Origin of the sequence: Achromobacter sp. 2789STDY5608621, from assembly GCF_001299375.1 — a bacterium.
Taxonomy (GTDB): Bacteria; Pseudomonadota; Gammaproteobacteria; order Burkholderiales; family Burkholderiaceae_B; genus Achromobacter; species Achromobacter insuavis.
The window spans coordinates 9,983-28,836 of the sequence record NZ_CYTU01000036.1 but is presented as its reverse complement, the minus strand read 5'-3'; the positions used below and the strand labels follow the sequence as shown (position 1 = coordinate 28,836).

Below are 18,854 nucleotides of genomic sequence, written 5' to 3'. Positions count from 1 at the left end.
GCCGCGCTCGCGCCAGGCCCGCAGCGCGTTGTCCGCCGGCAGGCCGGCGTCGGCCGTGGCGTCCGCCTCGGTCGTCAGCGCGTGGCCAAGACCGCCATCACTGGCCACGCGGCGCCTCCGTGCCGTTGGACGGCTTGGGAATCGGCGTGATCTCGACCCGGCGGTTCCTGGCGCGGCCTTCCTCGTCGGCGTTCGAGGCCACGGGTTGTTCGGCGCCGAACGCGGCGGCGAACACCGAGGCCGACGGCACGCCTTCGTCGATCAGCGCGCGGGTCACGGTCAGCGCGCGCTGCGCCGACAGGTCCCAGTTGTCGGCAAAGCGCCGGTTGCCCTCGCGCACCTGCTGGTCGTCGGTGTAGCCGCTGACCATCAGGATCTCGTTGTTGGCCTTCAGGTAGGCCGACAGGGGCTCGATCAGGCTCTTGAGCACCTCGCGGCCCTCCGGCTGCAACTGGTCGGAATTGAGCGCGAACAGCACGCTGCCGCTGATGCCGATGCGGCCGTTGATGAGCGTCACGCGGCCCGCCGCCAGCGGCGCGGCCAGGGCCTGCTCCAGCGTCTGGCGGCGCTGGGTTTCCTCCTGGCGCTGCTTGACCTCGCGTTCGAGCTGGGTCGACAGCTCCAGCTGCACGGCCACCACGCTCACCAGGATCAGCACGAAGGCGCCCAGCAGCACCGACATCAGGTCGCCAAAGACGGCCCAGGTCGGCACCGCGGGTTCCACGCCGCCGTCGATGTCCTCGCCCGCGCTCATGCCGCCTGCGCTCCGGCGCTGGCGGCGCGCTGGCTGGCCAGGTCGCGCAGGTTCTCGACGATCTGCTTCTGCGACATGGTGCTCAGGTCGACCACTTCACGCGCCTGCGCCACGTAGTAGGCCAGTTGCTCGTCGCCGCGCGCGATCGATTTGTCGAGCGCGCTCTCGATGCGTTGCAGGTGCGCGACCAGCTTGTCGTTGGATTCGCCGAACAGGCGCACCGCGGCGCCGAAGGCCTCGCCCAGGCTCGCCACCTCGACGGCGCCGCTGGTCACTTGCGCGGCCACGTCGTCCAGGCGGGCGGTTTCGGATTCGACCTGCTCGGTGAACTGCGTGCCGACGCGGTCCAGCAGGTCCGCCGACGACGAGACCAGGGCGTCGACCGCGCTGCGCTGCTCGCTGGAGGCGTGGTTGACGGCGTCCAGCAGCGTCGCCAGCGTGTCCAGCAGGCGGTTGCGTTCTTCCAGCATGGCGTTGTCGTAGGCCAGGCTGTCCGACAGCTTCTGGCGCAGCTCGCCGATGACTTCGGCGGCCGCGCGCGGCGCTTCGGACGCAGCCTGCACCAGCTGGCTGATCTCGGCGATGGTGCCGCTGGCGTGGGCCTCGGTCTGGGTGGCGATGTCCTGCGCGGTCTGGGCCAGGGTGGCGCAGATTTCCTGCTGCAGGCTGGCGCTGCGGGCGCCGGCCTGCTCCCATTCCTGGCGCAGCGCCTCGGCCATCGAGCCCAGCTCGGCGGTCCAGGCGGCCAGGCGTTCCTGGTCGCGCGAGGCCAGCGCGGCCTGCAGCTCGGCCTGAGATTGGCCCAGGGTCTGCAGCAGCGTTGCCGAATGCTGCTCGAAGGCAGCCGCGGCGGTGGTCAGGGCCTGCTGGTTGTCGCCGGCCAGTTTCTCGTTGGCCAGTTCCTGGCGCACCTGGGCCTCGGTCCAGGCCTGCGTCACGCCGCCGGCCGCCGTTTCCAGGCGGGCCGAGACGTTTTCCAGCAGGGCGGCCTGGGCCTGGGTCTGGGTGGTGATGTCGTGCGCGGTGCGGGCCAGCAGCTGGCCCAGTTCCTGGTGGCGGGCGGCGGTCTGTTCGCCGGCCGCGCGCCATTCCTGGCCCAGTTCGGTGGCCAGCGCGCCCAGCGAGGCATGCCAGGCGGCCAGGCGATGCTCGTCGCGCGCGGCCAGGGCGGCCTGCAGGTCGGCATGGGACTGGTCCAGCGTGCGCAGCAGCGCGGCCGAGTGCTGTTCGAAGGCGGCCGCGGCGGCGGTCAGGGCCTGCTGGTTGTCGGCGGCCAGCTTCTCGCTGGTCAGTTCCTGGCGCACCTGCGCCTCGGTCCAGGCCTGCGTCACGCCGCCGGCGGCGGATTCGATGCGCGCGGCCACGCTGTCGAGCAGGGCGCTCTGCGCGTCGCTGCGCGTGGCCAGATCCTGCGCGGTGCGCGTCAGCATCTGGCTGATGTCCTGCTGGCGGGCGGCGGCTTGCGCGCCGGCCTGTTCCCATTCCTGGCCGAGCTTGTCGGCGACCGCGCCGAGCGTGCCGGCCCAGGCGGCCAGGCGCTGCTCGTCGCGCGCGGCCAGGGCGGCCTGCAGGTCGGCGTGGGACTGGTCCAGGGTGCGCAGCAGCGCGGCCGAATGCTGTTCGAAGGTCGCGGCGGCGGCGGCCAGGGCCGCGCGGTTGTCGTCCGCCAGCTTGTCGCTGACCTGCGACTGGCGCGCCAGGGCCTCGTGCCATTGCGCCGAGACGTTGCCGGCGGCGGTTTCCAGGCGGGTCGAGACGTTCTCGAGCAGGCCGGCCTGGGCCTGCGCGTGCGCGGTCAGGTCCTGTGCGCTGAGGGCCAGGGCCTGGTTGATTTCCAGCTGGCGTTCGGCGGCCTGCGCGCCGGCCTGCTGCCATTCCTCGCGCAGGGTGGCGGACAGCGCGCCCAGCGTGTCGGTCCAGGCGGCCAGGCGTTGCTGGTCGCGCGAGGCCAGGTCGGATTGCAGCGCCGCGTGCGAGGCGTTCAGCGTGCGCAGCAGCGACGCCGAATGCTGTTCGAAGCTGGCGGCGGCGGCCGTCAGGGCCTGCAGGTTGTCGCCGGCCAGTTTCTCGCTGGCGCGTTCCTGGCGGCTCAGCGCCACGTTCCAGGCTTCGGACATGCTGCCCGAGGACGCCTCCAGGCGTTCGGACACGCTGTCCAGCAGACTGGCCGAGCGTTGCTCGAAGGTCTGCGCGAAGCGGTCGAGCGAGCCGCGCAGGTCCTCTGCCAGGGTTTCGCTGGCGCGCTGCTGGCCGGCCAGGGCCTGGTTCCAGATGCCGGCGACGTTGGCGGTGGCGGCCTGCAGGCCGGCGGTCATGCCGTCCAGCTGGCGTTGCACCGCCTGCGTGACGGTGTCGTGCAGCGTGGCGGTCTCGCGCGACAGGCCGGCCATGGTGGCTTCGACCGCGGGTTGCAGCGCCGCGCCGGCCGAGCGGGCGCTTTCGGCCACGCTTTCCTTCATCGACTGTTCCATCACCGCGGCCAGGCGCGCGTAGGCCGCCTCGGCCTTGCCCTGGAAGGCGTCCTGGCTGGCGAGCTGGCGCTCGTTCAGCGTGTGGTTCTGCTGTTCCAGGTTGCGCATCATGGCGTCCAGGCGGTCGACCAGCGCGGGCATGGCCTCCGCCTGCCGTTGCAGCACTTCGGCCTGGCGTTGCAGCAGCTTGAAGCTTTCTTCGCGCTGATGGCCCTGGGTGTAGAGGCGCAGCGTGGTCGCGGCCTTGGCGTCGAGCCCTTGCGCGGCCTGGATCCGGTCGCGGCGGCACAGCGCCGCCAGCAGGCCCAGCATGGCCGAGGTGGCGACGCCGGCGATCGAGGTGCCGAAGGCAAAGCCCAGGCCCTTGACGGGCGCGGCCAGCGAGGCGCGGATCGCGGCCAGGTCGGTGGCGCTTTCGAGCGCGGCGCCGGTGCCGCGCAGCGTCACCACCATGCCCAGGAAGGTGCCGAGCATGCCCAGCAGCACCAGCAGGCCGACCAGGTAGGGCGCCAGCGCCGGGCCGGGCAGGCCCACGCGTTCGCCCTCGATGCGCAGCCGCACCGGGTTGCGCAGCGCGGCGGGCAGTTGTTCGAGCCAGCCGGCGAGGCTGGCGGGCGCTTCCGACAGGTTGCCGACCGCGCGTCTCAGGGACGCGGTGGCTTGTTGATAGCGCAGCAATTCGAGCGCGCCGGCCACGTAGCAGGCGCCGATCAGCAGCGTGACGGCCAGGGCCAGGGGATTGGTGCCCGCGTAGCCCGCGCCGATCCAGCCGGCCACGGCCAGGCCGCTGAGGAAAACAACGATATTGATCAGATACTTGGACATAGTGTCCCGGTTAGCTGGTGCGAAGGGTGGCAAGCAGCCCTTCCACCGGTTGTAAACGAACATCCAGTTCGGCCAGCAGCACGCTGCGCATGTCTTTGCGGAACGTTTCCAGCCAGGCGCCCGGCGTGGGCGCGGGTAAAGCGGGTGGCGGCACGCCGACGTCGGTCGACGCTGGCGCGTTGGCATCGACCTGCGCGGCGCTGTCGGGCGCGGCCTGGGCATCGTCCCGCGCGCCGGCTTCGGCCTGCGCCTCGGGGTCGGCCGCCGCCGCGGCGTCGACCTCGGCCTGCGCCTGCGCGGCGGCCTGGGCCGCCGCTTCCAGCGCGGCCTGCTCGGCCAGCCGCAGCCGGTCGAAATGGCCCTGCAGCAACTTCGGGATCGCGCCCAGCAGCGTCCGCTCGCGCGGCAGCAGGGCGCGGTCCATGATGGCGTCCACCACCGCCAATCGCGTCATTTCCGGCGTCCTGGCCGCGACCATGCCGCGCAGGCGGCTGCGCAGATTGCCGATGCTGGTCTCCATCGTGTGCTGCAACGACAGATAGCGCTGACGGAAATTCGAGTAATCGGCGTCGCCGGCCTGCAGCGCCGCCACCTTGGCGGACACTTGCCCCGGCATCTGCCGTTTGGCGGCCGTGGCCGCGGTGTCGCTGGCGATGGCATCAGCCAGCGTGGTCCGGACGCGCTCGCACTCGCGCTCCTCGGCGCTGCTGAACTGGCGCGCGCCCGGCGCGATCGCCGGCGGGCGGTTGTTCAGGGCGGCGGACAGGGCAATCGCGTCGGTCCAGCCGAGCCATTGGCTCAGATGATCCGACAACGGCTGCCGGGATTCCGGCGCGTCGACATCCGTCAGGCGAGTCAGCAAGCGAATGAGCGTCGGGCCGCTTAAACCTGTGCGCTGTGGGGCTTGCAACATACCACCAGAGTCAAAAAGGGGGGAGTTTACACGCTGGCGGGGCCCCGCTGGGCCCGGAAACGGGGGGGCGCGATTGTGGCTGCAACAATTTGTCAGGACGACCCGCCGGCGCGGTTCGCCGGGGAGCGCGGGGCGTCGGCGCCGCGGCGTCGGATCCGGCTGATATCGGCCCGAAAAAAAACCGCCCGCCGGGGGCGGCCGGCGGGCGTCGCGGGCGGGAAGGTCAGGCGCTGGCGCGCGGCCGGCGCACGGCGCGCAGGCGGCCGCTGGTGGCGCCGCCGCAATAGAGCACGTCGCCGCCGTCCGATTCCAGGCCGGACACGTAGACGCCCGGCGGCATCGCCAATCGTTCCAGCACCTCGCCGTTGGCCGGATCGACCCGGCGCAGCTCGCTGGCGTCGTCTTCCCAGGTGCCGTGCCACAGGTTGCCGTCGACCCAGGTGACGCCGGTCACGTAGCGGTCGGACTCGATGGTGCGCAGGATGGCGCCGGTGGCGGGATCGACCTGGTGGATCTTGCGGTCCTTGTAGCGCGCGATCCAGAGCATGCCTTCGGCCCAGGTCATGCCCGAATTGCCGCCGCCTTCGGGCGCCGGCACGGTGGCCAGCACGCGGCCCGAGGCCGGGTCGATCTTCTGGATGATGTTGTCGGCCAGCTGGTACAGGTGCTTGCCGTCGAACGCGGTGCCGGCGCGGGCGGTGACGTCGATCGTGCGCACCACGTCGCCGCTGGCCGGGTCCAGGGCGTGCAGCTTGTCGCCCACGGCGATCCAGACGCGGCTGCCGTCGTAAGACACGCCGTGCACGTCGGTGACGCCGGGGAAGGGGCCGTATTCACGGAGGATTTCTGCGGGCTTGGATTTCATGACGATGTCCTTGTTCAGGGGGATGACGTCTCCATGCTAGGCATTCGCCAGCGGAACCGGGAGTAACAATGTCGTCGCGAAACCGGGCAGCGGCGGCGTGATCCAGCGCCGCGCCCGGCCGCGGCCGATCGCCTGGGCGCGGCCGGCGGCGGCCAGCGCGTCCAGGGCGCGCTGCACCTGGCGCTGGCTGGCGCCGGTGGCCAGCGCCAGGGCCGAACTGGACCAGGCTTCGCCGTCGGCCAGCAGCGCCAGCACGGCGGCGTGGCGGTCTTGCACAGGCGGCGCCAGCACCGCGACGGCGCCGGCCGCCGGCGCCAGCGCGAAGCCCTGCCGCGTCGCCCGGATGCCGGCCAGTGTTCCCAGCGCCGCCCGCAGCCGGCCGATTTCCACCCGCAACCGCGCGCGGTGCGTGTCGTCCGGATGGCGGGTGCGGAAGGCCTGCGCGATCAAGGCGTCGCGCGGCGCGTCGCCCGGCCACGCCTGGCCCAGCGCCTGCGCCAGGGTGAACAGGACCGGGCGGCTGGCCAGCGCCAGGCTGTGGCCCGCGCCATGCACGGCATAGCGGCAGGCGTCGATCACCAGCGTGTCGGACGCCAGCAGCGTTTCCACCTCGTCCAGGCGCAGCGCGCGGATTTCGCCCGCGTGGTGCAGTTGCGCCGCCGGCGTCTCCAGCGCCAGCGCCGCCTGGCGCACTTCGGCCTGCAGGGCGGGAATGGCCGCCGCCTGCGCGGCGTGCGCGGCCCGCGCCAGGGCGGCGCGGGCGGTGGCGGCCTGCACCCGGCGAAGCGCGATGCCGGCCAGGGCCAGCTCGTGCACCGCCCGCAAGGCCGGCGGGAAGGGCGCGGGATCCAGTCCCGACAGCACCTGCTCGGCCTGCTCCAGGCGTCCCATCAGGATCAGGCGGCGCCCGGCCAGGTAGCCGGCATAGGCCGCATTGCGCCGGTCGCCATGCTGTTCGAGCGTGGCGCGGGCGGCCTCGAGCGCCGCCGTCGGCCAGCCCAGGTCGCGCGAGGCCAGCGCGATCTCGGCTTCGGCCACCACGCAGCGGGCGCGCGCCACCGGATCCCTGGCGCCGAACGCGCGGGCGGCGCGGCGCACCAGCGGCCGGGCGCGTTCGAAGTCGCCCAACTGCGCCAGCGCGATGCCGCGCAGCGCCAGGGCCGGCGCATCGTCGCGCAAGGCCACCCGGCCCAGCGCGGCCAGCGGGTCGCCGGCAGCCAGCGCGCGGGCCGCGGCCTGGATCAGTCCGTCCATGAGGATGCCGTCATCACCGCCGCTCCGGTTCGTGGATATCGCCAATCTACCACCGGCGCGGCGGCAGGGGACTTGGTCCGCGATGGGGGCGTGCAACCCGCGCCGGGATGCATGCCACGCCAAGTAGAATCCGAACCGTCCTTTCCAGAGAAGACGCAAGATGAGCGAGCACTTTTCCGCCGACGAAATCCAGGCCCTCCGACAGCACGGCATCGCCCTGTTCGCCGACCGCGTCCTCATCGCGGTCCAGCCGCCGATGAGCGAGATTCGCATCGCCGAGATCGAAGCGATCTGCGCCGGCCCCTTGCCCGAGGCGCTGCGCGACTTGTGGCGCCTGACCGCCGGCGGTGAACTGGCTTACGACCTGCATGCACAGATGGACGGCAACGAAGAGGCCCTCAGCTGGTCCGAGTTGTTCTATGACGGCAGCGACCAATACCGCGACCTGGCGGGCTGGATCGAACACGAGCAGGAATGCGCCGAAGAGGCCGCCGAGGAAAGCGGCGAGGCCTGGGACGGCAAGCTGCGCTATCTGCCGATCGGCGGCTTTGAATACTGCGATCGCATCTATGTGCAGGTGGGGCCGGGCGGCCACGCTGGCGGCATCGTGGCCTGGAAGCAGGGCCTGCCGGGCTGGACCCATACATTGCAGCAGGACGGCATCGCGACGATCGCGGCCGATCTGCGCGGCGCGTTTGCCGAGCTGTGCCTGGAGGAAGACCCCGAGGACCCCGACAGCACGGGCGTGCGCGTGCTGGAGTATCTGGACGAGCGAGTGGCGGATCATGGCATGCCGCAGGCGTTGGCGGACAAGCTGACGGCGTTCTACCGGCGCGCGTTGGTGGATTGGCGCGGGCCGTTGGCGGCCGGGACGCTGGGGCAGTCGCCGCGGTTGGCCAATCTGGCCTTGCGGCATGCGCTGGCCAACGATGACGGCGCCCTGGTCGCGCAATTGGCCACGCAGGGCATGGACTTCGGCCAGCCGTTGCGTGGCAGCGCCACGGCGCTGGATGTGGCGTTGATGCAGCACGCCTACGCGGCGGCGCAGGCGTTGCTGCGGGCCGGTGCGCCGGTCAGCGCGGACGCGTTGCACCGATTCGATCGTCAGCCGCCCGCCGAATTGGTGGCGCAGTTGCTGGCGCGCGGCGCGCGGGCCGACGGCCTCGGCGTGGCGCGTTGCGTGGCTTGTGGCGCGCCGGATGTCGCGCGCCAGGTCGTCGCCGTCGCAGGCGAAGGCATCGCGGCCGCGTATGCCGAAGCGCGCGACGCCATGCTGACGCGCTACGAGGAAGACCTGCGCCGCGTGCGCGCGGGCAAGCTGGGCCACTACCTGGGTGCGGACGGCTTGGCCGAGCGGGTCGCGAACCTGCGCGCGTTCGTGCTTTGAGTCCGTCGCGCGTCGTGGTTCCCTAGCGCACGCTGTCCCGCCAAGTCGCTTCGGACGAACCCAACGCGCTCGCCGGATAATCCCACGACTCCGGCGTGCCCTCGATCCGCATCGGCGGCCTGACGCGCCGGGCCGGGCCCCACGAGGTTTCCTCGATCGCCGCGGACCAGTCGGCTGCCGTTTCCGCGGCCAATGCCGGCCCGCCTTCCAGCATTCCGCGATGCGCCACCAGCAGCTTGGCGGTGCGGGCCAATGAGGCGCGGGCGCTGCCGCCCGCGCCCGTGGCCAGCCGCTCGGTCAGGCCGCGCAGGGCGGCCGTGGCCATCAGGTAGCCGGTGGCGTGGTCGATGGCCTGGCAGGGCAGCGGCACCGGCCGGTCGGCGCCCTTGGCGCGCATGCCGGCATCGGCGATGCCGGTGCTCATCTGCACCAGGCTGTCGAATCCGCGGCGTCCCTGCCACGGACCGCTCCAGCCATACGCGTCGAGCGACACGTCGATCAGCGCCGGGTTGAGCTGGCGGCGGCGTTCGGCGTCCAGGCCCAGGCGGGCCAGGGCGTCGGCGCGATAGCCGTGGATCATCACGTCGGCCTGGCTCAGCAGGCGTTCGAGCGTGGCCAGATCCGCAGCGGATTTCAGGTCCAGGCGCGCGCAGCGCTTGCCCAGCACGACTTCGGGCACGGTGCCGGGCTCCTCCCAGCCGGGCGGGTCGATGCGCAGCACGTCGGCGCCATAGCCGGCGAGGAAGCGGGTGGCGACGGGTCCGGCCAGGATGCGGGTCAGGTCCAGCACGCGCAGGCCTTGCAGCGGGCGTTGACGCGTCGGGCGCCAGTCCGGACGGGCGCTGGCGGGCGCGGCGGCGCGATGCAGCAGCGGTTCGGCGCCGACGCTGCGGCCTTGCGGGTGCCGGGCCCAGGCGTCCAGGTCGCGCATGGCGGCGGCGCAGCCGTTGCGTTCGACCACGGCCGCTTCCAGTTCGTCGGCGCGCCAGCGCGAGACGGCCTGGGCGACCGCGTCGCGGTCGGCCGCCACGCCCAGGACCGCGAGGGCGGCGTCGCGATGGTGCGGCGCGTTGGTGTGCAGGCGGATCCAGCCGTCGCTGGCGCGGTAGTCGCCGGCCACGGCATCCCACAGTGGCGGGGCGTCCCGGCCGATGGGGCGCAGCGTGGTGCCGAACCAGATCGAGGCCAGGCGCCGGTCGACGCTGATGGCGCCGGGGGCGCCTGGGGCGCCCGACCCGGCGGCGGCGAATTCGGCCAGGGCCAGGCCGGCCGCGCCGATGGCGGCGGTGGCGAACTCGGTGACGGCGAAGGCCGAGGGCAGCGCCCCATGGCCGGTGACGCCGACCCGGGACAGATGGGCGGGATCGCCGCCGGCCGCCAGCCAGAATTGCCGCAGATAGTCGGCGGTGGCGGGGCAGGGGGCGGCGGGGTGGTCGGGGGCGGACATGGCGGACTTCCTTGAAGGCGGGCAATGTCGTCAGGATTATTCTTATGGAATTAATTGTCAATATTGATTAAGTTAATCAATATTTTCGATATCCGCGCTTGCGCTTCTACTCATGCCGAACTACCTGACTTCCGCCGCCGCGGCCGCCCGCCTGGGGGTGTCGCGCCAGACCCTGTACGCCTACGTGAGCCGCGGGCTGCTGCATGCCGAAGCCGGCGCCACGCCGCGTGAAAGCCGTTATCTGGCCGAGGATGTCGAGCGCCTGGCGGCGCAGCGCACGCGCGGCCGCAAGCCGAAGGAGGTGGCCAAGGCGACGCTGAACTGGGGGCTGCCGGTGCTGGAGTCCGCCATCACGCTGATCGAGGACGGGCAGCTGTTCTATCGCGGGCAGAACGCGGTGGCGCTGGCCGGGGCGCGCTCGGTGGAGGCGGTGGCGGCGCACCTGTGGCAATGCGACGAGGCGATGGCGTTCGGCGCGCCCGCGCCGGCGTTGCCGCCGGACATGGCGGCCTTGTTCGCGCGGTATCGCGGCCAGCGCGCCGAGGCCGCGCTGTTGCCCTTGTTCACGGCGGCCAGCGACGATGACGCGACCGCGTTGTGGCAGCGCTCGACGCAGCGCCAGGCGCAGGGGTGCGGCGCCCTGGTGCGCACGCTGGCGGCCTGCCTGTTGCAGGCCGCGCCGGACGATGCGCCGATCCACGCGCAATGCGCCCGCGCCTGGGGCGTGGACGCGGCCGGCGCGGACCTGATCCGGATGGCGTTGGTGCTGTGCGCCGACCATGAATTGAACGCCTCCAGTTTCACCGCGCGCTGTATCGCGTCCACCGGCGCCAGCCTGCGCGCGGGAATCGTCGGCGGCCTGGCGGCGCTGACGGGCGGGCGCCACGGCGGCACCACGGCGCGTGGCGAGGCGATGTGGGACGAGCTCGAGCGCGGCGATGCCGACGCGGATGGCGGCCGGCGGCTGGCGCGCGGCCTGCGCGAGCGGCTGGCGCGGGGGGAAGACCTGCCGGGTTTCGGCCATCACCTCTATCCCGCCGGCGACCCGCGCGCCAGCGCCTTGCTGGCGAGGATATTGCCGCGGCGTCCCGACTGGCAGGCGCTGGTCGAACAGGCCTTCGATCTGGTCGGGCAGCGGCCGTCGGTGGATTTCGCGCTGGTGGCGGTGCGCCGCCATCTTGGCCTGCCACCGGGAGCGGCGTTCGGGCTGTTCGCGCTGGGGCGCTCCATCGGCTGGCTGGCGCACGGGCTGGAGCAGCGCGGCAGCCAGGACCTGATCCGGCCGCGCGCGGCTTATACCGGCGTGCATCCCGACGCGGCTTGACCGAGGCCGCCGGCGCTGACGAGGCGTGCTGTCGTGTCAGCGTCGCCGGACGCAACCCGGCCCGGCGCGCGCCGCGGGCGTCAGGCCTGGGACAGGGTGACCTGGCCGAACGTCATCCAGACGTGGGCGGTTTCCGAGGCCTGGGCGCGGTAGGAGCCGCTGGCCTCGCCCAGCCGCATGGCGACGGCGGTGAATTCCCAGGCCTGGGCGTCGTCGCAGGGCACCTTGCGGTGGGTGTACGCCTCCAGGCCATGGGCCTGGCCGAAGGCCAGCGCCAGCTGGGCGTGTTCGGCCAGCTCGGCCGGCACCGACGGGTGGTCCCAGCCCCACAGAAAGCTGCCGTCCTCGCTGTTGGAGGTACCGACGATCTGCACCGGCGCGTGGGCGGTGATGCCGCCGGGCAGCTGGAACACGATCAGGCCGCTGTCCATGTCCACGGACCATTGCTCGGCCTCGTCCAGGTGCCAGGTGGCGCAGTGCGCCGAGGTGGCGGCCCGCATGCCTTCCAGGCTCTGGGCGATGTAGGCGGAAACGTCGAAGGGCTGGGTGGTGTCGGACATGCGGGGCTTCGCGGGTGATGGAAAGTCGATAGCGTACCCGCAAAGCGAGGCGGCCCGGGGCCTCACCCGCCGGGCGGTCGGCCCAGCACGTAGACGCGGGTGTCGCGGCCGTAGTGCGTTTCGATGGCGCGGAAGGCGAAGCCCAGCTTGTCCAGCACGCGCTGCGAGCCCAGGTTGTCAGGCCACGTGACGGCCAGCAGCTCCGCGCTGTCGAGCGCGCGCCAGGCGTAGTCGCAGAGCTGGCGCGCGGCCTGGGTGGCGTAGCCGCGGCCCCAGGCCGATCGTTGCAGGCGGTAGGCCAGTTGCAACGCGCCGGTGTCCTCCAGCCGTGTCAGGCTGATCCAGCCCACCGCCACGCCGTCGGGATCGACCACCGCCCAGTGGCCGATGTCATCCGGCGGCGTCTTCAACCAGTCCAGCAGTTCCTGGCGGCGCGCCTGCGTGGCGGGCTTGACGCCGGTGCTGTGGCGCATGACCTCGGGGTCGGCTTCGAGTGCCAGGATCATGGGTACGTCGTCTTCACGCAGGCGACGCAAGGTGACGGTCGGGGAGGGCGACATCGCGGCGGGGGCGTTCAATATGTCAGCGGGGCGCCGGTCACGACTTCGTACAGGAACCGGTCCAGCCGTTCGGTCTGGCCGTCGGGCCGGTCGAAGAAGGGCGCTTTTTCCAGGGCCGGCAGCGTCGTTTCCAGGTAGGCATGGATCAAGGGGAAGCGCGGGCCGTGCTCGGCCTCGCCGGCCTGCATCTTGATGGCCAGCAAGGCGTTGATCTCGTCGCGCAGCGCGGGGTCGGTGACCATGGCATCGGCCAGGTCGGCAAAGCGCATCGGGGGGATGCCGCGGCCGCTGTCGATCCATTGCGCGGCCAGCACGGGACGCAGCACGTACAGGTATTTCTTGAGCCGCACGGTGTCGCCCTGCAGCGACTCGCGAAAGTTGCGGCCGGCCATGGCGACATAATGCCAACGGCCCTTGATGTGCGAGAAATACTCGCTGCGGAAGTGCCGCAGCCAGGCGCTGGCGGCGTCGTCCTGGCGGTACAGCACGGGGGAGTCCAGCCATTCGAACAGGGTGGGGTTGGAGCCGCGCAGCAGTTGCAGCGCCTTGCGCAATTCCCAGCCGGACACGTCCAGTTCGTCGTCGATCGGCAGCTCGATCACGTCGCGCTGCGGCGCCACCCGCAGGTACCAGTCCAGCTTGTGCACATACAGGAAGCGCACGTCGTAGTCGCTGTCGGGCGAGGCGAAGCCCCAGCCGCGGCTGCCGGACTCGCAGGCGAGCAGGACGCGCACGTCGTGGCGCTGTTCGATGTGTTCCAGGGTCGCCATGACGCGTTCGCGGATGGCCGGATCGATGGGATGGGCGTGCAGGATCGAGGTCATGCTTTGGATGCTAGCACTTCGCCAGGCGGGTGCGCGAGGCGCGCGAATGCGTGGCGCGTTGTCGTTGCCGGCGCGTTTGCCCATTATGATTAGCTGCCTTATCATATGCCGCCATATCAACTGCCGGACCCGCCATGCCAACTGCCATTCCCGCCATGCTGGAACCCAAGCACCATGCGCTGCTGGACGAGGCCGCCCGCCGCGGGCTGGCCTCGTCCGACGGCATCCAGCTGTGCTTTCAGGTGCTGGCCCTGGCCGGCGCCATCGACCGCGACTGCGCCGCGCGCCTGGCGCCGCGGCAGTTGTCGGAAGGCAAGTTCGTGCTGCTGTTCCTGCTGCACGGACAGGCGGGTGGGCTGTCGCCGCACGAACTGGCGGCGCGCGCGGGCGTGACCCGCGCCACGGTGACCGGTCTGCTCGACGGACTGGAGCGCGATGGGTTCGCGCTGCGCCAGCCGGGCCAGGACGACCGGCGCCGGATCACGGTGACGCTCACGCCCAAGGGCAGGACGGTGGCGGCGCGGCTGTTCAAGGAACATGCACAGTGGATCGGCGCGCTGTTCGACACCTTGTCGCAGGCCGAGCGGCGCCAGCTCGGCGACCTGCTGGCGAAGGTGTGGCGCGGCACCGACAGCGGACGTGCCGCACTGGCGGGAGAGACACCGTGACGGCCGCCCGCCGCGGCGTCAAGGACATCGGCGCGGGCCGCCTGGCGCAACTGAACGCGGGCGCGCCGGCCGCGCACCTGACCGAGTGCCTGGCGGTGGACTTTGCCTTGCTGATGCAGGCGCTGGCGCCCGAGGTCGGCGCCGATGGCATCGCCGCGATGCGGGCCGCGGCGGCGCTGGGCATTTCCAAGCGCATGGCGGTGGCGGCGCGTATCCTGCATGAAGGGCTGGGTCCGGCCGGCTTCACGCGGATGGCGGCGCAGGCGTCGGACACCGCGCGGGGCTGGGCCTGCTTCATGATCGGGGCGGCGCCGGACCTGTCGCTGGCGCAGCGCCTGGCGCGCATCCGGCCGCTGGCCGACGATGCGCATTTCGGGGTGCGCGAATGGGCCTGGCTGGCCGTGCGGCCGGCGCTGGCGGCCGACCTGGACGCGGCAATCACGCAGCTGCAAGCGTGGACGACGCTGCCGTCCGAGCGCTTGCGCCGCTTTGCCAGCGAGTCGTTGCGGCCGCGCGGCGTCTGGTGCGCGCACATCGCCGCGCTCAAGGCGGACCCGGGGCGGGCGTTGCCGCTGCTGGAGCCGATGCGCGCCGATGCGGCGGTCTACGTGCAGGATTCGGTGGCGAACTGGTTGAACGACGCCAGCAAGGACCAGCCGGACTGGGTCAGGCGGGTGTGTGCGCGTTGGCTGACGCACAGCCCGGTCGCGGCGACGCAGCGCATCTGCCAGCGGGCGCTGCGCACCATCGGGGCGTAACGCGCCGCTGCCGTTTGCGATCACCAGCCGGCCGCGTGCCGCTCAACCCCGCGCTTCGGCCGCCAGCGCGGCCTGCACGGCGGGGCGGGATTCGATCCGGCGCTGGAATGCCTCCAGGGCAGGCCAGCGCGCCAGGTCCACGTCAAGCTGCGGCGCCCAGCGCAGCACCGCGTACAGGTAGATATCGGCCAAGCCATAGCGGTCCTGCACCAGGGCCTGTCGCTCGCGCAACGCGGTGGCGACATGTTCCAGGCGTTTTTCCAGCCGCGCCTGCCACCACGCGCGCGCCGCCTCGGGCAGGTCGCGATTGAACAGCGGGCCGAAGCCGCCGTGGATTTCCGCCGAGATGAAGTTCAGCCATTCGTGCAATTGGCTGCGGGCCCAGCTGCCGGCTGGCGGGGCCAGCCCGGCTTCGGGCCGCAGGTCGGCCAGGTACTGGCTGATGGCGGGGCCTTCGGTCAGCACCTGGCCGCCGTCGATTTCCAGCGCGGCCACATAGCCCTTGGGATTGATGGCCAGGAAGTCGCGGCCGTCGGCGGTGCGCTTGCTGCGGTTGTCTACCCGGACCAGGTCGAACGGCAGGTCGAGTTCGCGCAACACGATATGGGGCGACAGCGAGCAGGTGCCGGGAGCGTAATAGAGTTTCATGCGGAATGTCCGGGGATGTCCTGATTGGGACGGGGAGGCCCAGGATCAACCGATTCCGAATATTCGTAAAATTACTTCTTCAGAAATGAGAAATAAGTATTTGTGATGGTTGATTCACACCCACGATGTCAGCCATCCGTCGCCGGCACGGCGATAGACCATTGGCGGGGTCCGAAGTGGGTGTCGAAACGGGACAGGAACGATTGGCCCAGCAAGCCGTCGATGCCAGGACCGAACGTGGATTCGGCGCCGGCCTGGACCACGACCGGAACCTGGCTGGCGGCGACCTGACGGATCTGGATGCGTTTGGCCATGCCGGTGTGCACATCGGTGTTGCCGTTGGCCGTCTGTACCGCGATCCTGCGGCCCCCGAGATAGTCGATGCCCGCACGCTCGGCAAAGGCGCGGGTGATGGCAACCACGCTGGCGCCGGTGTCGACGATGAACGTGCCTTTCTTGCCATTGACTTCGACCGAGGCCAGGATGACCTGATCGGGTTTGCGGGCGAACGTATCCTTGCCCGAGGCATAGGAGGCGGGGCAGTCCCGCTGGCGCTCGTACTCAGCGACGAGCCGCTTGCCCTGCGGGTTTTGCGTGCGCGAGGGATCCAGCGACATCCACATGCGCACCGTGCTTGCCGCTTCGCAATGGCGCCCGAGCCTGGCCTGCGCTTGGGCGGTCTCGGTGAACACGCCGGAGGCCAGCCGTCGTGGATTGGGCGACAGGGCAATCACTTCCAGGTAGTCGGCCAGCGCCTGTTCGTATTGCTGAGTCTGGCTGTATGCCTGCGCCCGCGTATAGCGCATGCGCGTGTCGGCGGGATGGTCTGCGATCAGGCGGTTGGAAATGGCGATGGCCTGGGGGTAGTCCCGGATCACGAGCAGATCGCCCACGGCGGACAGCAGGAAGCCGTCGGCATTGCCGCATTCGTCGGCGAACGTGATCAACGCCTGGGCCGCCTCCTTGCGGTAACCCATGGCCTTGAGCTGCGGCGCCAGGGCACCCATGGCCTGACTGTTGCACGGCGTGGTGGCCAGCTGCCGCAGGGCCCGCTGGATCTCGGCCTTGGCCAGGTCGCCGCGCGCGATGCCTTGCATGCCCAGCCGTTCGAGCGGGGCGCGCAGCGGGTCCGGCGCATTCGTGGATTGCGCCGTCGGGGCGACGGGGGTGGAGGAATCACAACCCGTTGCGATCACGGCCGAGGCGATGAGGGCGAAGCGCACCGCTTGGCGCAAGGCGGACCGGTCGAGCGGCATTTCCAGTGTTCCATTGATGATCGGGCAAGAGCGGAAGTTTAGGGAAACGTCATAGCGTTTTGATGACTTCGTGCGGACGCAGGCCAAAAGACAGACCCGTGGCGACGTTGCGGTCGGCGCGGCGGTCATCACGGTAGATTCAGGGGGGCGGGCGAGTGTCGGTAGAATTTCCGGTTTCGAGACGATCCGTTATCTTTTCCCTGCCATGATGAACCTGATCCATTGGCGCTTGCTGCTGGCGGTGGTGGACGCCGGCAACATCACCCATGCCGCCAAGCAGGTGGGCATGACGCAGTCGGGCGCCAGCCAGGCCATCGCGCAGCTGGAACACCATCTGGGCGCGCCGCTGTTCACCCGTGAACGGCGCCAGAGCGTACCCACCGCGCTGGGGCTGCGGGTGGCGCACGAGGCGCGCGCCATGCTGGCCGCGCACGGCCGCATCCAGGCCTTGGGGCGCGAGGCGTCCGGCGCGCCGGGCGGGGTGTTGCGGCTGGCCAGTTTCCCGATGGTGTTCTCGACTATCCTGCCGCCGGTGTTGCGGCGCTTTCGCCAATTGCATCCGGCCATCGAGGTGGTGCCGCTGGAAGCCAGCGACAGCGAGATCGAGACCTTGCTGGCGGCGGGCACGGTGGACGTGGGGGTGGTGCTCAATCCGCCCGCGCGCCGCGGCGCCTGTCCGCTGGGCGAGGACGACTGGGTCGCGGTGCTGCCGGCCTCGCATCCGCTGGCGCGCGGCGCGTCGGTGGCGCTGGCGCAACTGGCGGCGCAGCCGTTCGTGCTGGCCACGGGCGGTTGCAACGTGCACGCGGCCAGTGTCGCGGCCGACGCCGGCCTGGCGCTGGCCGACGTGCGCGCCACGGTCATGGAATGGTCCAGCGCCTATGCGCTGGTGCGCGACAACGTCGGCGTGGCCCTGGTGCCCGAACTGACGTTGCCTGAGAACCGCCGTGGCCTGCGGGTGCTGCCCCTGGCGACGCCGGTGCGGCGGCGTTTCGCGCTGGCGGCGTCGCCGCAGGCCGCCGGCTTGCCGGCGGCGCTGGCCCTGTTCGAGATGTTGCGGCAGGATGACAGCCGGGCCTGAAGCCCGGGCGCCGGCCTGCGAGCGCCGTCATCGCGGCGACATCGGGCCGGCCTACGATCGGCGTCTTTTGGCAGAGGCGACATGATCATCCGCAACGCAGAAGCCGGCGACAGCGCCGATATCGTTGAACTGCTGGCCCAACTGGGCTATCCCGGCACCGCGGGCTTCGTGCCGGACAAGATCGAGCGCCTGCTGGGGCACCGCGACGCCGAACTGCTGGTGGCCGAGGACGGCGACCGGCTGCTCGGTTTCATCGGCCTGCATTTCATGGTGCAGCTGGCGCTGCCGGGCGATTTCTGCCGCATCACTTATTTCTGCGTCAGCGACGCGGCCCGCGGCAGCGGGGTGGGGCGGGCGCTGGAAGAGGCCGCCGCGGCCCTGGCGCTGGCCCGTGGCTGTGACCGCATCGAGGTGCATTGCCACGAGCGCCGCGTCGACGCGCACCGCTTCTATTACCGCCAGGGCTACGAAGAGTCGCCCAAGTACCTGATGAAGTCCTGCCGGCCCTGAGCGTTGGCGGCCGGCCATGGCGCCGGCGCGCCGCTGTCGTGTAGTCTTGCCCGTTCCAACGACAAGTCCAAAGGACGGGCATGGAAGAGACAACGCAAGACAAGCCGCTCGACTGGGCGGCGTTGGTCGATGAACTGAACCGGCTGCTGCGGCTGAAGACCACGGTCATCGGCATGAAGCTGTTCGAGGACGAGGCGGCGCTGGCCGGCGTGAAGGGGCTGCGGCGCCCCAAGGCCACGCACACCACCGACCAGATCGTCGGCATGGCGGCGCGGCTGGGCTGGACGGTGGGCATCACCGGCGACGACCTGGTCGGATCGCAATGCCGCGCCGTGATCGGCCTGGGACCGCAGGACGAGGCCTGGCGCAGCGGCAAGGAATACGTCGGCGTGTGGCATGCCACCGAGGCCGACGCGCGCGCCCGCCAGGAAGCCCTGTCCTGTGTGCCGGCGGGCAAGTACCGCGCCCTGGCGGTGTCGCCGCTGGCCTCGGGCCGGCTCGACCCGCCCGACATCTGCCTGATCTATGCGACGCCAGGGCAGATGATCATTCTGATCAACGGCCTGCAATGGAAAAACTACCGGCGCTTCGACTGGAGCGTGGTCGGCGAGACCGCCTGTGCCGACTCCTGGGGGCGGGCGCTGGCCACCGGCGAGCCCAGCCTGTCCTTGCCCTGTTACGCCGAGCGCCGCTACGGCGGCGTGCCCGACGAGGAAATGCTGATGGCGTTGCCGCCGCGCTATCTGCCC

At 71.3% G+C, this 18,854-nt stretch carries 18 protein-coding genes; 7 read left to right on the top strand and 11 right to left on the bottom strand.

What is annotated here, in order from left to right:
• Nucleotides 1-97 precede the first annotated feature (97 nt).
• The 5 genes from AOZ53_RS25050 to AOZ53_RS25030 all read right to left on the bottom strand — a co-directional run bounded on the left by AOZ53_RS25050 (nucleotide 98) and on the right by AOZ53_RS25030 (nucleotide 7,082).
• Entirely contained in the window at nucleotides 98-754 is a 657-nt protein-coding gene (locus AOZ53_RS25050; RefSeq protein WP_054434081.1) for an OmpA family protein, read from the bottom strand.
• Nucleotides 751-4,050: a DUF802 domain-containing protein gene (locus tag AOZ53_RS25045; RefSeq protein WP_054489792.1), complete on the bottom strand. Its 3,300-nt coding sequence runs from the start codon at nucleotides 4,048-4,050 to the stop codon at nucleotides 751-753. The genes AOZ53_RS25050 and AOZ53_RS25045 overlap by 4 nt, the downstream gene beginning before the upstream one ends.
• A 10-nt stretch (nucleotides 4,051-4,060) precedes the next feature.
• On the bottom strand, nucleotides 4,061-4,963 hold the full coding sequence (locus tag AOZ53_RS25040) for a DUF3348 domain-containing protein (protein ID WP_054434085.1): 903 nt from the start codon (nucleotides 4,961-4,963) through the stop codon (nucleotides 4,061-4,063).
• A 223-nt stretch (nucleotides 4,964-5,186) separates the two neighbouring features.
• Nucleotides 5,187-5,828 (bottom strand): Vgb family protein, encoded by a 642-nt coding sequence (locus AOZ53_RS25035; protein ID WP_054461189.1) that lies wholly within the window; start codon nucleotides 5,826-5,828, stop codon nucleotides 5,187-5,189.
• A gap of 36 nt (nucleotides 5,829-5,864) precedes the next feature.
• Nucleotides 5,865-7,082: a hypothetical protein gene (locus AOZ53_RS25030; RefSeq protein WP_054489791.1), complete on the bottom strand. Its 1,218-nt coding sequence runs from the start codon at nucleotides 7,080-7,082 to the stop codon at nucleotides 5,865-5,867.
• 160 nt (nucleotides 7,083-7,242) lie between these two features.
• Between AOZ53_RS25030 and AOZ53_RS25025 the strand changes: the two genes are divergently transcribed.
• Complete coding sequence (locus tag AOZ53_RS25025) at nucleotides 7,243-8,469, top strand: SMI1/KNR4 family protein (RefSeq protein ID WP_054489789.1); 1,227 nt, start codon at nucleotides 7,243-7,245, stop codon at nucleotides 8,467-8,469.
• A 22-nt stretch (nucleotides 8,470-8,491) separates the two neighbouring features.
• Here AOZ53_RS25025 and AOZ53_RS25020 read toward each other — a convergent pair whose 3' ends face one another.
• Nucleotides 8,492-9,916 carry a CoA transferase gene (locus AOZ53_RS25020; protein WP_054489787.1) on the bottom strand — a complete coding sequence of 475 codons (1,425 nt, stop codon included), beginning with the start codon at nucleotides 9,914-9,916 and terminating at the stop codon, nucleotides 8,492-8,494.
• A gap of 112 nt (nucleotides 9,917-10,028) precedes the next feature.
• Between AOZ53_RS25020 and AOZ53_RS25015 the strand changes: the two genes are divergently transcribed.
• Entirely contained in the window at nucleotides 10,029-11,240 is a 1,212-nt protein-coding gene (locus AOZ53_RS25015) for a citrate synthase family protein (protein ID WP_054489785.1), read from the top strand.
• Between the two features lie 80 nt (nucleotides 11,241-11,320).
• Here the strand turns inward: AOZ53_RS25015 and AOZ53_RS25010 are convergent, their stop codons facing one another.
• The 3 genes from AOZ53_RS25010 to AOZ53_RS25000 form a co-directional block, all read right to left on the bottom strand.
• Nucleotides 11,321-11,800 (bottom strand): DUF6882 domain-containing protein, encoded by a 480-nt coding sequence (locus tag AOZ53_RS25010; protein ID WP_054434103.1) that lies wholly within the window; start codon nucleotides 11,798-11,800, stop codon nucleotides 11,321-11,323.
• Nucleotides 11,801-11,862: 62 nt separating this feature from the next.
• Nucleotides 11,863-12,360 (bottom strand): GNAT family N-acetyltransferase, encoded by a 498-nt coding sequence (locus AOZ53_RS25005; RefSeq protein ID WP_054489781.1) that lies wholly within the window; start codon nucleotides 12,358-12,360, stop codon nucleotides 11,863-11,865.
• A gap of 14 nt (nucleotides 12,361-12,374) precedes the next feature.
• The gene (locus AOZ53_RS25000) at nucleotides 12,375-13,184 is read right to left on the bottom strand and encodes a nucleotidyltransferase domain-containing protein (RefSeq protein WP_054434121.1); all 810 of its coding nucleotides are present in this window, start codon (nucleotides 13,182-13,184) and stop codon (nucleotides 12,375-12,377) included.
• Nucleotides 13,185-13,318: 134 nt separating this feature from the next.
• Between AOZ53_RS25000 and AOZ53_RS24995 the strand changes: the two genes are divergently transcribed.
• On the top strand, nucleotides 13,319-13,852 hold the full coding sequence (locus AOZ53_RS24995; RefSeq protein WP_054476701.1) for a MarR family winged helix-turn-helix transcriptional regulator: 534 nt from the start codon (nucleotides 13,319-13,321) through the stop codon (nucleotides 13,850-13,852).
• Nucleotides 13,849-14,610 carry a DNA alkylation repair protein gene (locus tag AOZ53_RS24990; RefSeq protein ID WP_054434125.1) on the top strand — a complete coding sequence of 254 codons (762 nt, stop codon included), beginning with the start codon at nucleotides 13,849-13,851 and terminating at the stop codon, nucleotides 14,608-14,610. The genes AOZ53_RS24995 and AOZ53_RS24990 overlap by 4 nt, the downstream gene beginning before the upstream one ends.
• Before the next feature lie 42 nt (nucleotides 14,611-14,652).
• Here the strand turns inward: AOZ53_RS24990 and gstA are convergent, their stop codons facing one another.
• Both gstA and AOZ53_RS24980 read right to left on the bottom strand, forming a co-directional pair.
• Nucleotides 14,653-15,258: a glutathione transferase GstA gene (gstA, locus tag AOZ53_RS24985; protein ID WP_054476699.1), complete on the bottom strand. Its 606-nt coding sequence runs from the start codon at nucleotides 15,256-15,258 to the stop codon at nucleotides 14,653-14,655.
• Between the two features lie 128 nt (nucleotides 15,259-15,386).
• Nucleotides 15,387-16,643 (bottom strand): retroviral-like aspartic protease family protein, encoded by a 1,257-nt coding sequence (locus AOZ53_RS24980; RefSeq protein WP_082385762.1) that lies wholly within the window; start codon nucleotides 16,641-16,643, stop codon nucleotides 15,387-15,389.
• A gap of 76 nt (nucleotides 16,644-16,719) precedes the next feature.
• On the opposite strand from AOZ53_RS24980, the gene AOZ53_RS24975 reads away from it, so the two are divergent.
• The 3 genes from AOZ53_RS24975 to AOZ53_RS24965 all read left to right on the top strand — a co-directional run.
• Nucleotides 16,720-17,595: a LysR family transcriptional regulator gene (locus AOZ53_RS24975; protein ID WP_054489779.1), complete on the top strand. Its 876-nt coding sequence runs from the start codon at nucleotides 16,720-16,722 to the stop codon at nucleotides 17,593-17,595.
• Nucleotides 17,596-17,676: 81 nt separating this feature from the next.
• Entirely contained in the window at nucleotides 17,677-18,105 is a 429-nt protein-coding gene (locus AOZ53_RS24970; RefSeq protein ID WP_054434133.1) for a GNAT family N-acetyltransferase, read from the top strand.
• An 80-nt stretch (nucleotides 18,106-18,185) separates the two neighbouring features.
• Nucleotides 18,186-18,854 (top strand): DUF169 domain-containing protein (locus AOZ53_RS24965; RefSeq protein ID WP_054489814.1); only part of this gene is annotated, 669 nt, incomplete at its 3' end.